This window comes from Paenibacillus sp. FSL W8-1187 (genome assembly GCF_037965485.1).
GTDB lineage: Bacteria > Bacillota > Bacilli > Paenibacillales > Paenibacillaceae > Paenibacillus_O > Paenibacillus_O pasadenensis.
The window spans coordinates 3,584,802-3,598,007 of record NZ_CP150181.1 but is presented as its reverse complement, the minus strand read 5'-3'; the positions used below and the strand labels follow the sequence as shown (position 1 = coordinate 3,598,007).

At 61.5% G+C, this 13,206-nt stretch carries 14 protein-coding genes; 8 read left to right on the top strand and 6 right to left on the bottom strand.

Annotated features, from left to right (window positions below; all coding sequences use genetic code 11):
• Positions 1–18 precede the first annotated feature (18 nt).
• A complete protein-coding gene (gene gap / locus NYE40_RS15630; protein ID WP_153783875.1) occupies positions 19–1,020 on the bottom strand; it encodes a type I glyceraldehyde-3-phosphate dehydrogenase in 1,002 nt (333 codons plus the stop codon).
• Positions 1,021–1,144: 124 nt separating this feature from the next.
• Between gap and NYE40_RS15625 the strand changes: the two genes are divergently transcribed.
• Positions 1,145–1,996 carry an AraC family transcriptional regulator gene (locus NYE40_RS15625; RefSeq protein ID WP_339278642.1) on the top strand — a complete coding sequence of 284 codons (852 nt, stop codon included), beginning with the start codon at positions 1,145–1,147 and terminating at the stop codon, positions 1,994–1,996.
• 51 nt (positions 1,997–2,047) lie between these two features.
• Here NYE40_RS15625 and NYE40_RS15620 read toward each other — a convergent pair whose 3' ends face one another.
• On the bottom strand, positions 2,048–2,632 hold the full coding sequence (locus NYE40_RS15620; RefSeq protein ID WP_339278641.1) for a hypothetical protein: 585 nt from the start codon (positions 2,630–2,632) through the stop codon (positions 2,048–2,050).
• Between the two features lie 76 nt (positions 2,633–2,708).
• On the opposite strand from NYE40_RS15620, the gene NYE40_RS15615 reads away from it, so the two are divergent.
• The 3 genes from NYE40_RS15615 (at position 2,709) to NYE40_RS15605 (ending at position 5,391) form a co-directional block, all read left to right on the top strand.
• Positions 2,709–3,398, top strand: a complete 690-nt coding sequence (locus NYE40_RS15615; RefSeq protein ID WP_339280066.1) for a sigma-70 family RNA polymerase sigma factor — start codon at positions 2,709–2,711, stop codon at positions 3,396–3,398.
• Positions 3,395–3,940 carry a hypothetical protein gene (locus NYE40_RS15610; protein WP_101807818.1) on the top strand — a complete coding sequence of 182 codons (546 nt, stop codon included), beginning with the start codon at positions 3,395–3,397 and terminating at the stop codon, positions 3,938–3,940. The genes NYE40_RS15615 and NYE40_RS15610 overlap by 4 nt, the downstream gene beginning before the upstream one ends.
• A 569-nt stretch (positions 3,941–4,509) precedes the next feature.
• Positions 4,510–5,391 carry a hypothetical protein gene (locus NYE40_RS15605; RefSeq protein WP_339278640.1) on the top strand — a complete coding sequence of 294 codons (882 nt, stop codon included), beginning with the start codon at positions 4,510–4,512 and terminating at the stop codon, positions 5,389–5,391.
• A 95-nt stretch (positions 5,392–5,486) separates the two neighbouring features.
• Here NYE40_RS15605 and NYE40_RS15600 read toward each other — a convergent pair whose 3' ends face one another.
• On the bottom strand, positions 5,487–6,398 hold the full coding sequence (locus NYE40_RS15600) for a LysR family transcriptional regulator (RefSeq protein WP_028597139.1): 912 nt from the start codon (positions 6,396–6,398) through the stop codon (positions 5,487–5,489).
• Positions 6,399–6,604: 206 nt separating this feature from the next.
• Here NYE40_RS15600 and NYE40_RS15595 point away from each other — a divergent pair, with 206 nt between their 5' ends.
• The 3 genes from NYE40_RS15595 (at position 6,605) to NYE40_RS15585 (ending at position 8,873) form a co-directional block, all read left to right on the top strand.
• Positions 6,605–7,090, top strand: a complete 486-nt coding sequence (locus NYE40_RS15595) for a DinB family protein (RefSeq protein ID WP_028597138.1) — start codon at positions 6,605–6,607, stop codon at positions 7,088–7,090.
• Positions 7,087–7,485 (top strand): nuclear transport factor 2 family protein, encoded by a 399-nt coding sequence (locus NYE40_RS15590; RefSeq protein ID WP_101807815.1) that lies wholly within the window; start codon positions 7,087–7,089, stop codon positions 7,483–7,485. Before NYE40_RS15595 ends, NYE40_RS15590 begins: the two co-directional genes overlap by 4 nt.
• 155 nt (positions 7,486–7,640) lie before the next feature.
• Entirely contained in the window at positions 7,641–8,873 is a 1,233-nt protein-coding gene (locus NYE40_RS15585) for an aminopeptidase (protein WP_153783870.1), read from the top strand.
• A gap of 210 nt (positions 8,874–9,083) precedes the next feature.
• Here NYE40_RS15585 and NYE40_RS15580 read toward each other — a convergent pair whose 3' ends face one another.
• Complete coding sequence (locus tag NYE40_RS15580; RefSeq protein ID WP_339278639.1) at positions 9,084–9,884, bottom strand: phytanoyl-CoA dioxygenase family protein; 801 nt, start codon at positions 9,882–9,884, stop codon at positions 9,084–9,086.
• 151 nt (positions 9,885–10,035) lie between these two features.
• Here NYE40_RS15580 and NYE40_RS15575 point away from each other — a divergent pair, with 151 nt between their 5' ends.
• Entirely contained in the window at positions 10,036–10,836 is an 801-nt protein-coding gene (locus NYE40_RS15575; RefSeq protein WP_339278638.1) for a helix-turn-helix domain-containing protein, read from the top strand.
• On the opposite strand, the gene NYE40_RS15570 is transcribed toward NYE40_RS15575, so the two are convergent.
• Positions 10,821–12,308: a CehA/McbA family metallohydrolase gene (locus NYE40_RS15570; protein ID WP_339278637.1), complete on the bottom strand. Its 1,488-nt coding sequence runs from the start codon at positions 12,306–12,308 to the stop codon at positions 10,821–10,823. The genes NYE40_RS15575 and NYE40_RS15570 overlap by 16 nt on opposite strands.
• A gap of 26 nt (positions 12,309–12,334) precedes the next feature.
• Positions 12,335–13,204, bottom strand: a complete 870-nt coding sequence (locus tag NYE40_RS15565) for a carbohydrate ABC transporter permease (protein ID WP_228551578.1) — start codon at positions 13,202–13,204, stop codon at positions 12,335–12,337.
• Positions 13,205–13,206 lie beyond the last annotated feature (2 nt).

Below are 13,206 nucleotides of genomic sequence, written 5' to 3'. Positions count from 1 at the left end.
ATTCACGTCCTATACAAGTTATAATTTCGCAAGATACTTCGCGGTGCGAACCATTTGACTGGTAAAAGAATTCTCATTGTCATACCATGCCGCTATTTTTACCAGTGTATCAGAGCCTAACTCCGTTACTTTCGTTTGTGTGGCATCAAACAATCCACCATAATTCATTCCAATTATATCTGATGATACAATCGGTTCATCTGTATATCCATATTGTTCAGACTCGGATTGCTTCATCTTCCGATTGACTTGTTCTATTGTTACAGAGCCGTCCACTACCGCAGTCAATTCGGTGAGTGAGCCTGCCATAACCGGCACCCTTTGAGATGTTCCATCCAATTTACCGTTTAATGCTGGAATGACCTGTCCAATAGCCTTTGCCGCTCCTGTTGTAGTGGGAATGATGTTTCCGGCCGCAGATCGCGCTCGGCGCAAATCAGCTTTAGGATGGGGGCCATCAAGGGTATTCTGGTCATTTGTATAGGCGTGTATTGTTGTCATGAATCCTTTTTTGATAGGTGCAAGCTCGTTCAAGAAATATGCCATCGGAGCCAGGCAGTTCGTGGTGCAAGACGCAGCCGAAATAATGGTATCATCTTTGGTCAAAGTGTGCTCATTGATGCCGTAAACAATAGTGGAAACATCTTTTCCCGCAGTGGTGGATATCAATACCTTTCTTGCGCCCGCATTAATATGTGCCGCCGCCGCCGCTTTTGATGCAAAAAAGCCTGTACATTCCAGAACCACGTCAATTTGCAGCTCTTTCCATGGAAGTTGGCCGGGGTCTTTTTCGGCATAGATTGGAATAGTCACATCGTCCACGATTAAGCTATTCTCATTGTAGCGAATGACTTTGTTATAATGCCCCTGTGTAGTATCATATTTCAACAAATGTGCAAGCATTTGGGGGCTTGTAAGGTCATTGATGGCCGCAACTCGATACCCTTTCTCGTTGAAAAGCTGTCGGAATGCAAGCCTTCCGATCCTACCAAATCCATTTATCGCGATGTTGACATCCATACCTACACCTTCCCTTCTCATAATAAAAACCTCGTCACTAAAGCATTTTTATTATATCAATTGACTTTTATGCTACAATGTTATAAATGAAGGATCTAACTATACTTTCTGTTGGGAGAATATTATGCCGCAATTTGACCAATATAAAAACAAAAGTGTAGATATTGAGTTTGTTGCAGTCGAAAACTTTGAAAAGATTCCTTATCCCGAGCGGTTTACGCTAATATTTATTACAAATGGAATTATAAATGCATATTTGAATGAACGGCCAATAGAAATTTCAGCCCCCGGGGTTCTATGCTTGTCTATGGAGGATAAACTGCAAGTTGTCCATAAGGATAGTATCTCCGCCCAATCCTTTAGTTTTCACCCGGACTTTTTCAAAACATCCCAAGTTTTTGAAACACAAACGTATAAACCAAGCAATCTGAAGATACAAATAGGTCTTTCCCTTTTCCAAAGGGACAATAGCCAAACTGGCGTAACCCATCTATCTGGCAAAGCATATTTGCAACTGCTTGAATGGTTTTTTGTACTGGGAACAGAAGTGTATGCACATAGCAATGCACTTTGGGTATGCAGAATTAAAAAATATCTTATCCAGATATTAAGACTGCTTGAGGACTTAAACCGCCAAGTCGAGCAATCTCCCATTGATCTGGTTTTAGACTATATACATACAAACTATCCCCAAAAAATTACATTGGAGGATTTAACGAATTGTGCCTATTTAAATCGTATATCGCTCAATGAAATGTTCCAAAAAAGATGCGGGTGTACGGCTATGGGATATCTGCTGTCATATCGCCTAAAGGTTGCAGGGGATCTTCTTGTCCATACAGATATGACCTTAGATGAAATTGCCCGTTCCATCGGCTTTCAGTATGATACTTACTTTATAAAACAATTTACGGCCAAAAGAGGACTCTCACCCACAGCATTTCGGAATGCTTATCGAAACCCACAGCTTTATTGAATAAATTTACTGAATTTGTCAGGCCGAGCAGATGGGATAGGTCAATGATCTTCACCTCGCGAGCCCTCCTGTCGTTGCTGGAATGTCGATGGCGATCATCCGTCCACCCGACTCGCCTGTCGCCGTTCTCATCCGAATCAACACGATCCGGCCGTCGTTCAGCCGCGCGTCGAAGCCCTCGCTTGTCCACGCGCTGCCGTCCCCCGCAGCTTCAGGCTCCATCCGGGTCCAGCCGGCAATGGCGCCCGAGCGCTTCCAGTCTTCCAGCTGCGACCCGTAGAGCCGGTTGAATTCATCCGCAGTCGCATACGTTCGGTAAAAAGGAGAGCAAGCGTTGGTCTTCCCTTTGAAGACGGTCCGTTTCGGCAACGGAATCGTGAACGGCTCCTGCTTCCGGCTTCCATCGCCGTCAAGCTCGCAGCTGTAGGAACGGCTCGGAGCGAGAACGCTTCGAGCCGCGTCATGAAACGGAATATGCCAGAAGTAAAGCAGCAGAAAGGCGGCCGCGAGCGGGGACACAATCAGCACTCCGCGTCCGAGCCGCTTTTTGCGCTGCGCCCATCCAATGCCGAGCAGCGCGATCAAGGCGGCGGCAAGCACGAAGGTAAAGGGGACATATGCTGGATTTGATGCCACGCAACCGCCTCCTTCCCGAATCGCCTGGGCGATCCGCAACCGCAGCCTGCGCCGAGCTTAAGGGGAAACTTTCTCCATCCGGCAGCGCCTTTCCCGCCTGACCGGACCTCCGCTCGAAAAAAAAGTTTCGCCAAGCGCAGGGGGAAGTCCCTCCCCGCTCGTCTATATTCAGGATGGGGAAAGGGGGGCGCAGACGATCAGGCAGGACGAAGCATGGCTTCGAGCCGTCCGGGACAGCGGGGCGGACCGGTTCGGAGAGATCATCGACGAATATGGAGATTATCTATACCGCACGATCTACGCGATTTTGCGCTCCCCCCACGATACGGAAGACGTGCTGCAGGAGGCGCTGCTCGCCATCAGCCGCGCCTTGCCGGAATGCCGCCTGGAAGGCTTCAAGACGTGGATCACCCGCATCGCGGTCAACCGCGCTATCGACTGGAAGCGGAGCAAAGCCCGGCGGGAGGAGCCGGCCGAGCTTCCGCTCGGGCACGAGGCCGCCGCAGCGCCATGGATGGAGCTGGGCGACGAAGCTCCAGGCACGGCCGAACAGGTCATCGAGCGGGAGCGGAGGCGCGAGGTGCGGCGCAAGGTCGCCGAGCTGCCGCAGGAATACCGGACGATGATCCGCGACTTTTATTTTCGCCGCCGGACGCAGGAGGAGATCTCGCAGGAGAGGGGGCTGCGGCCGAGGAGCGTGGAGTCCAAGCTCTACCGCGCCCGCAGCTGGATGAGACGGCATTGGCAAAAGGAGGACTTCGAATGAACCCGCATCCACCGATGGAATCGTGGAGCCGCTATGCGGCCGGGCTTGGCGGCGCGCCGGAGCGGCTCGCCATGGAGCGGCATCTGGAGAGCTGCGAGCTTTGCCTGGAGGCGTTCCAGGCCGCGGCTCTCGCAGAGGAGCCGGCACGCGATGAATGCCCCGAACAGGCTGCGCTTGCGGAGCGGCTTCGGGGAGAAGCGCTGGAGCGCGTCCGTGCCGCGGTGCTGGACGAGCTGGCCCGCGAGCAGGCGGACGCCGAGCGCAGGCCGCCGCCGCGGCGCCGGAGCTGGACGCGCCATCCGGCGTTCCACTACGGCCTGGCGGCGGCGCTGACGCTGCTGCTGCTCGGCAGCGGAGCGCTCGGCGAGCTCGGACGCCAGCTGGAGCACGCGGCTTCCGCCCATCCGCCGCAGCCGTCTCTCTCGGCCGAGCGTCCAGCCGCCGCCGAGGAGGAGAGCTGGTCGTCCCGCGTGGTCGACCGCACGTCGCGGCTGCTGCAGGAGTGGCAGTCGGCCCGTTATCGGGACGGCGGAGCGAGCTGACGGATGGCGCTTGCTGCGCGCGCCGTCGAAGCGCGGCTCCGTCTCGCTTGCTCCCGCACCGGCCGAGCGGCCCGCTAAATCCGTCGCCCTAGCCGCCCCGGCCGAGCCCGCGTCCGAACCCCGCGCTGCCGCCCTAGCCGAGCTCGCGTCCGAATCCCGCGCTGCCGCCCTAGCCGAGCTCGCGTCCGAACCCGCCCTAGCCGCCCCGGCCGAGCGTCCTCTATGAATTTTTAGCACGACATCTATTCCCGACAAAGGAGCGACAACGACCATGAACCACCCTATGCATCCCGCCCCTGCGGCGCATCCGCTGCTGGCGCTGCTGCTCGGCTTCCTGCCCGGAGCCGGACACGCCTATCTGCGCAAGTTCGGGCGGATGGTGCTGTACGGCCTGCTGTTCTGGGGCCCGTCGGCGCTGCTGCTGCTGATCGCGGCGACCGGCAGCATGGACGGAGAATTCCTCGTGTTCGCGCTGTTCCCGATGCTCGTCTGGGGCGTCAGCATGATCGACCTGCTCGTCACGGCGCTGTCGGCGCCGGCCGCCGTCGCATGCGTTCGAGCCCGGTCCGATGGACGGCAGCGGCATCCCCTCCGCGCTTCTCGTGCCGACGATGGCGGCGGAGCGCCAGCGCGAGAAGACGGCGGCGATCCTGCTCGCCTTTGTCCCTGGGCTCGGCCATATGTACCTGGGCCTCATGCAGCGGGGCGCCGCCTTCCTCGTCTCGTTCGCGGGCCTCGGCGTGTTCGTCGTTTTCGTCGCCATCGTGATGGATACGCCGGTGTTCCTGCTCTTCCTGCTGCTGCTGCCGGTGCTGTGGATCTACGCGATGTTCGACGCCGTGCATCTCGTGCAGCGCAAGCAGGCGGGAGAGCCGCTCGTCGACCGCTCGCTGTTCGAGGAGCTGGAAGGGCATTTCGCCTCCGGCCGCAAAAACAAGATGGCCGCCGCCGCGCTCTCGTTCCTGCCCGGAGCGGGCCATCTGTACCTCGGCCTGCAGAAGCGCGGCCTGCAGCTGATGGGACTGTTCCTCGTGTCCATCTACTTGATGGACAGCCTGCGGATGACGCTGTTCCTGTTCCTGCTGCCGCTCGTCTGGCTGTACGCCTTCTTCGACGCGATCCAGCAGCATGGCCGCTCCCAGCGCGGCGAGCTGGCGGACGTGCCCGTCCTGACGGAGCTGTCGGCCTACAGCCGCTGGATCGGCGCGGCGCTGATCGCCGTCGGCGCGTTTTTCCTGGCGGACCGGTTCGTCATGCCGCTCGCCGCCGAGCATGCCCCGCGGCTCTACGCTCTGTACCAGACCGTCCGCTACAACCTGCCCGCCGCGGCGACCGCGTTCCTGCTGCTCGCCTTCGGCCTCCGCATGCTGCTCGGCCGGCCGAATCCGCCGGCGGCGATGCCGCTGCATGAAGCTCCGGACGCCATGCGCCGTACGGAGCCGCTCGGCTGACTGCGGTCTCGAAGCGTCCAAGCGCTGCCTCCAGCCGGAGCAAAAAAGCGTTCCCATCCGCCTATGCGTGCGCGGATCGGAACGCTTTTTCCTTTTCACCCTAACGAACGGCGGCTAGCCTCCTGCGCCTTGTCGATAAAGTCTTGCAGAAGCTCCATGAACAGCTTCGCCGCTTGGCTCATGAACCGGTCCTTGCGGTAGAGGATGCAGATGTCCTGGCTCGGAGTCGGGTTTAAGAGGGTCACGGCAGCGATGGAATCGCGGCCGAGATTGTCTACGAGCAGCCGCGGCAGGATGCAGGCTCCGACGCCTTGCTCGACCAGGGCGAGAAGGGTCGACAGCGAGGGCGCGACAATCGGGCGGTCGAGGAGGATTCCGGCTTTTCGACTGCTCTCCCGGATGACCTTGGTCATCTGGTGCTCGTCTCCGAAGGCGACCAGCTTCAGCTGCTGCAGCTGCTCGAAGGACATCGCTTTGGCCTTGGCGGCGGGATGGTCGGACCGGACTGCCAGCACGAATTCTTCATGAAAGAGCGGAATGACCGCGATGCGGTCATCCGGATCGGCCGGCGTCGTCGTCACGCCGATGTCCCGGACTCCTTCGAGCACCTGCCCGTACACCTCCGTCGTCTCCGTCACTTGAATCGACAGCTTCGGATAGGAGCGGTGGAAGTCGATCAGCAACGCGTCGAACAGAAGATCCCCGTCGCCGGGAAGGATGCCGATATCGAGCTGGCCGCCCTCCATCCGCTTCAAATCCGAGATCGCCGCTTGAATATAATCGACTCGTTCGAAAATAAGCCGGCTCTGCTCCAGGACGATCCGTCCGGCCTCGGTGAGCGCGATTCGCCTCCCGATGCGGTCGAACAGCGGAGTTCCCAGCTCGTTCTCCAGAAACTTGATCTGCTGGCTGAGGTTGGATTGGGTCGTGCAGAGAGCTTCCGCCGCCTTGGAAAAATGCATGTCCTTGCAGATGGCCGCGAAATAGTGGAGCTGCCTAAGTTCCATGTCATGGCTCCTTCATCGAATGAAGTGGTCGGGCACGGATGGTCCAGTTCATTCCATTATAGCGCAAAGCCGGCCGGCCGCGCATTGCGCCGCCCTTGGAGTAGCGAAACCGATCGATGGCATCGGAATTGCGGGATGGCTGGCTCTCCGCGATTTCGGTACTCTTGAATCAAGGAAGCCATCCGAAACCAAGGAGGAATTCAATCATGCATCAAGCCATCGTCCATACGAGTCAAGTGGTGCGTCAAGTCGTGCTCGGCCAGGTCCAGGCGGCAGCCGAGGAGCAGCTGGATCGGCAGCCGGAAGGCTTCGCCAACACGATCCGCTGGAATATCGGTCATATCGTGTATTGGAGGGATCGATATGCGGCCTTGTGCTTCGGCGTGCCGTCGGCCATTCCCGACCATTATGCGGCGCTGTTCGACTCGGGCACGAAGCCTGCGGATTGGACGGAGGCTCCCCCGACCAAGGCGGAGCTGCTGGAGCAGCTGGCCGCCCAGCTCGGCCGATTGTCGGAGATCGCGCCGGAGAAATGGGAGGCGGAGCTGAAGCCGCCGCTGGAGATGGGGCCGTTCTCGTTCCGCACCGCGGCCGAGCTGTTCAACTTCGCTCTCGTCCACGAGGGCATCCACCTCGGTGTCGTGATGAGCCTGCTGAGAGCGACCCGAACGAGCGGGGAGCGACGTCCATGAAGGCGGACCAAGTCTTGCTGAGCTATATGGAAAGGATGAGGGAGGTGGAACCGGCTCTCGAGTACGTCCACCCGGAAGCGATTTTCATCGCGGCCTGCGAGCATGAGTCGGAGCGGCATCCCTTTTATGGCACTTATCGCGGAGTCGAAGGGGTTCGGACGCTGTTGTCCAAGCTTCAGCGGGAGCTGGAGCCGCAGGAGGTCAAGCTGCATCGGATGCTGGCCGATGAAGGGACGGTTTTCGCCTGGGGGGAGTTCCGGCACCGGGTCCGCTCGACCGGCCGCATTTTTGCGAGCTCTTGGGCGGCCGCATGCGAGGTGGAGGACGGCAAGATCAAGCATTTCCGAGGGTTCGAAGATACGGGAGCGCTGGAAGCGGCTTTCCGTAAAGAGTAAACCGTTCCAGGGCTGCCTTGACGGCGGCCCTTTTTTCTCGTGCTGGCGCATGTGTGGAGCAACGCTTCGCCGCGCGACCCTGCCCTTGGAACTTGCCGCTGCGTTCCTTATACTGGAGAGATGCAGGCTATTCCTTTTCTTAGTGGAGGTTGACCATGATTCCGACTCAGCAGCAACTGGAAAACTACGCCGAACTGATCGTCCGCGTCGGCGTCAACGTGCAGCCCGGCCAAAAGGTCGTCGTGATGGCTCCGATCGCCGCCGCCCCGCTGGCGCGGCAGATCGTCTCCCGCGCCTACAGCGCCGGAGCGAGCGACGTGTTCGTCGAGTACAACGACGAGCAGCTCACCCGCATCCGTTTCCTCCAAGCGCCGGAAGAGAATTTCTCCAAGTATCCGATGTGGCGCGCGGAAGCGTTCCAAGGCTTCGTCGCCGAAGGCGCCGCCTTCATCCAGATCTATTCGCCCGATCCGGACCTGCTGAACGGCGTCGATCCGGAGCGTGTCGCCGCCAGCTCCAAGGCGGCGTCGACGGCGCTGGCTCCATACCGCAACGCGCTCATGAACCATGAGAACGCCTGGACGCTCGTGTCCTGGGCGACGCCGGAATGGGCGGCCAAGGTGTTCCCGGACGAGCCGTCCGAGACCGCGGTCGAAAAGCTGTGGGAGCGGATCGTCGACGCCACTCGCATCGGGCTGGAGGATCCCGTGGAGGCATGGCGCGGCCACAACGCCACGCTGCTGGACATGGTCGAGCGCCTCAACGCCAAGCGCTACGCGGAGCTTCGCTTCACGGCGCCGGGCACCGAGCTGACGATCGGCCTGCCGGACGGCCATCTGTGGCTGGGCGGCGGCAAGAAAAACGGCCGCGGCGTCCTGTTCAACCCGAACATGCCGACGGAGGAAGTGTTCACCATGCCGCATAAGGACCGGGTGAACGGCATCGTCCGCAGCACCAAGCCGCTCAACTACAGCGGCCAGCTCATCCAGAACTTCTCCCTGACGTTCAAGGACGGCAAAGTGACCGACTTCACCGCCGAGCAAGGCTACGAGGCGCTGGCCAAGCTGCTGTCGATGGACGAGAATGCGGTGCGCCTCGGCGAGGTCGCGCTCGTGCCTGACGACTCGCCGATCTCGAACTCCGGCGTGACGTTCTACAATACGCTGTTCGACGAGAACGCCTCCTGCCATCTGGCGCTCGGCCAGGCGTATCCGGTCAACCTCGAGGGCGGAACCGAGCTGTCGCCGGAGGAGCTGGCGAGCCGCGGCGCGAACCGCAGCCTCGTCCACGAGGACTTCATGATCGGCTCGCCCGAGATGAATATCGACGGCGTGACGCAGGACGGCTCGGTGGAGCCGATCTTCCGCGGCGGCAACTGGGCTTTCTGATCGTTCGAGCCGAGCTTTCGGCGGATTTTCCGCATTCCTATGACTAGAACCTTCCGGGCGTCGCGAACACGACGCCCGGAAGGTTCTTTTTGGACCGTTTATCCTCGCAGGTTGACAGGGCTGCGACGGAAAAATGCGCTCGCATGCCCAAGAGCGATTGGCTCCTCGTCATCTCCTCCGCTCCAGCCTCTGAGCGGAGGAGCGGGGCGGTCAGTGATAGGCCGGCGTTTCGATGCCGCAGGGACCACCGTCCGGATTGGCCTGCAGGCGCAGCTCTGTCCCGTCCGCGCGGTAGAGCGGATTGTACCAATGCGAGATGGACGTGGACGAGAGGCCGGCATAGTGGCAGATGAACGCGCGCCGGAAGCGGTCCTTGGACTTGTTGCGGTACGAGCCGTGGATGAGGCTTCCGTTGAAGAACAGCACGTCGCCGGGCTCCATGACGGCCGCGACCGGCTTCTCGCCCTTCGGCGGCTTGACGTAGTGAGTCGTAAAAGACTCCTTGACATCCGCCTCCTCCGGGCAGACGATATCGCTGACGTTCGTTTTCGGAACGAGCAGCATGCAGCCGTTCTCCTCGTCGCAGCGGTCGACGGCGGTCCAGGCGGCGATGCAGGTGCCGGGCTCCACCTTGAGGTAGAAGTTGTCCTGATGCAGCGCCTGGCCCCGCGATCCGGGCGGCTTGTAGTAGAACATGCTTTGGGCCGCGACCGCTTCCTCGCCGAGGAGCTCCCGGAGCACGCCCATCACGCCGGGATGCAGCATGAAGCTGCGGGACAGCGCATTGAACCGGTGCGGATGCATGACGCGGGGGTACCGCTTGAGGGGATCGGCGGCGGCATCGCTGCCGAACTGCGGCTCGAAATAGCCGGGGACAGCCGTTCCGGCGATGGCGTCGAACTCGCGCCGGATGGCATCGATCTCCTCCTGGCGGAGCAAGCCTCGTACGATGAGGTAGCCCTCGTCCTGGAACGAGCGCAGCGAGTCTTGAGGCGAAGCGGGCTGGGTCATGCTTCATCATCCTTTCGTGGGAGCGGGATGAGTCCAGCATAGAGGATGAAGGAGGACGCGCGGAAGTCCGGATCCTGCTTATAACTGGCTGGATTCTGCTGCCGCATCCGCATCCGCCGCACGGCGGCATTTGAAAAAAGGAGGGCGCGTCATGAGAGAAAGCATCCCCGGCCTCGTCGCCGGCCATTTCCGCCGCGGCGACGATTATTCCGTGCGCCGGCCGGAAGGCGCGGACAGCTGGCTGCTCGCCTACACGCTGGAAGGAAGGGGATATTTCCGCACCCCGGCCGAACAGAGCTCGTGCTCGGAGGGCGATCTGATCCTGCTGCGCAAGGATGTCGCCCACGAATACGGGACGGCAAAAGGGGAGCAATGGCATTTCATGTGGTGCCATTTCGCCCGTCTTCCGCACACCGGCCTGCTGCCGGAGAAGGAGCTGCTGAACGTGCCTTTGTCCGGCACTTTCCGCCGCCGCGCGCTGCGCTCGTTCCGGCTGCTGCTCCAGGATGCCCGGGAGCGCGGCGCTTACGGGCTGCTGCGCTGCGAGAACCATCTCGGGGCGCTGCTGCTGCTCGCGGCGTCGCAGCTCGGCGACCGCGTCGATCCCCGCGTCGCCGCCGTCCTGCGCGTGCTCGCCTCGCGCATGGAGGAGGAGCTGCGGATCGAGGACCTGGCCCGCATCGCCGCGCTTTCGCCCTCCCGGCTGTCCCATCTGTTCAAGGAGCAGACCGGCAGGACGATCCTCGAGACGCTCGCGGAGATGCGGCTCGAGCAGGCCGCGCTGCTCCTCGCGCATGCCGGCCGTCTGCCTTCGGAGGCGGCGGCGGAGGTCGGATTCCGCAGCTACAACCATTTCGCGGCTCTGTTCCGCCGCCGCTTCGGCGTCAGCCCGTCCGCATACCGGACGGATTCGGCCCGGCTGTCTGAAGGGGATTTTCAACGCTTGACATAGACCGGATTCGTCAGGCAGGTCACGAATGTCCGGGAAGAAGCGGGCAGGCGGCGCCGGGCCTCGAGACGATAGAACAGGCGGTCGCCGCTTCCGGCGAAGCTCAGCGTGGCGCGCCCTTCCCGGTCCGCACGGACATCCGTCGCCGGGACGTCCGGCTGCGCGCGGGATGGGCCGCCGTCCTCCGGCAAGCCGCCTGGACCGGCGAGCGACGCGTATGCCGCAGCCATCGCGGCTGCTTCCGGGGAGGGGTCCGCCCTGCCGGCCAGCCTCCATGCGGCTTCCAGGCCGCGATCGGACCAGAGGAAGATCTCGTCGTCCGCCGCCGCATGGATGCCGATCGTCAGCGGCAGGCTGCCGTCCGGATGCGGCGCAGCTTCGTCGCCGACGCCGGCGCTGCCGGAGCGCAGCGTCAGGAACGTATCCTCCGGATCATGGGAGAGGACGACCCTTCCCGCGCGCAGCGCCTGCATCAGCCCTGCCGTGCCCGGAGAGCGGGTCCAGAGGGACGCCGCCGGCCTTCCGTGGCGGACGTAGCGATCCGGGCGATGCGTATCGCTGCCTCCGAGGGCGACGATCCTGCGGCCGAGAGACAGCTGGCGCTGCCACCAGGACAGCGCCTGTTCGTTCAGCTCCCGCCAAGGACCGTTCCAGACCTCGATGGCGTCGAACGGCAGATCGAAGCCGAACTCCCAAGGGCAGTCGGGACAAAACGGATGATTGAGGGAGACGAACGCTCCGCGTTCCCTCGCCAGGCTCAGCTGCCGCTCCGCCTCTTGCGGAGACGCGACGCGGAAGTCGTCCAGAGCATCCGGATGGCCGAGCAGGTTGGCGTGGCCGCCATAGCTGGTCAGCTCCACGCCGGGCAGCAGCAGCAGGCGCTCGTCGGCCCGATCGGCGAACGCATTTTGCGAGGATGTATTATGGTCGGTCAACGCGAGAAAGTCGAGCCCGCGGCTCGCCGCCGACGAGCTGGCCTCGGCGAGCGAATAGGCGCCGTCGCTGTGCGTCGTATGCGCGTGCAGGTCGCCTTTGACCCAGCGGCTGACGGGCCGCCGGAGCCGCACCTCGACCGACACCGTGACGCCGCCCTCCGGAATCCGGTACGCTCCGAGCATGACCGCCCACCGCCCGCGCCCGGGCTTGCCGCTGCGGTAGCCCGGCGTAGCCTGCTCCGCGGCGACAAAAAAGCGGCTTCTCGCTCCGCCGCTCCATCCGACGATGCGCTCGGGCGAGCGCAGGCCGATGTCGATGACGGCCTCGCCGCCTTGACGGTCGTATTCGTAGAGGACCTCGATGCGCTCGAGGTCCTCTTCCACGTCAAAGGCGAGTTCCGGATAGGTCCTCCTCTCCTCCGCCGAGATCCGGCGCGTGAGCCGCAGCGTCTGGACGCCCGGATGCTCCGCGTCCGGTCCGTTCTCCAGGCGGTCCGCATCATAGCGGAGCCCGTCGTCCGGCAAGCTGTTTCCATTCATCTCCAGTCCTCCTTCTGCTCGAAGTCCTATTCCTTGTTGGCGCCTGCGAGAATGCCTTTCATGAAATGCCTCTGCACGAAAGGATAGACGGCGATCAGCGGCAGGACGCTGATGACGATGCCGGCCATCCGCACGTTGGTCGTGATCAGGTAGCTGCTCGAAGTGGCCGCCGAATCGACGATCATCGACTTCAGGGCGACCTGAAGGGTGATCTTGGCCATGTCGGTAATATACATGACCGCAGGCGTCAGCATGTTCCAGCGACCGACGAACTCATACAGCGTCACCGTCGCCAGCCCCGCCGCCGCGAGGCGCATGTACATCGTGAAGAAGACGCGCAGCTCGCCGGCGCCGTCGATCTTGGCCGACTCGGCCATCTCGTAGGGGATGGCGGAGAAGAAGTTCCGCATGAGCAGGATGGAGAAGCCCGACACGAGGCCGGACAGCACCAGCACGCTCAGCGTATTGATCAGATGCAGGTCTTTGTTCACGACATAGAGCGGAATCATGACGGCCTCCTGCGGCACCATCATCGTCAGCAGGATGAAGCTGATCATGAGCTTGCGGCCCGGCAGATGCGGATGGATGAACACATAGCCCGCCAGGCTGGACAAGAGCACATGGAGCGCGGTTCCGGACAGCGTGACGATCGTGCTGTTGAGCAGCGGCCGCCACAGGTCCAGGCTGCTCCAGACCGTGACGAACCCTTCGGTGCTGAAGTCCTTCGGGATCAGCACGATATCCGGCTGCATCGAGGCGATGCCGGAAGAGAAGGCCAAGGCGAGCACGTTCAGGAATGGAATGATCATCGTCAGCATGAGCAGGATGAGGAATCCCGCATTCAAGGCGTCGAAGGTCCGATTGGCCCATCCGAGCCGGTCATAGCGATCTCCCACGG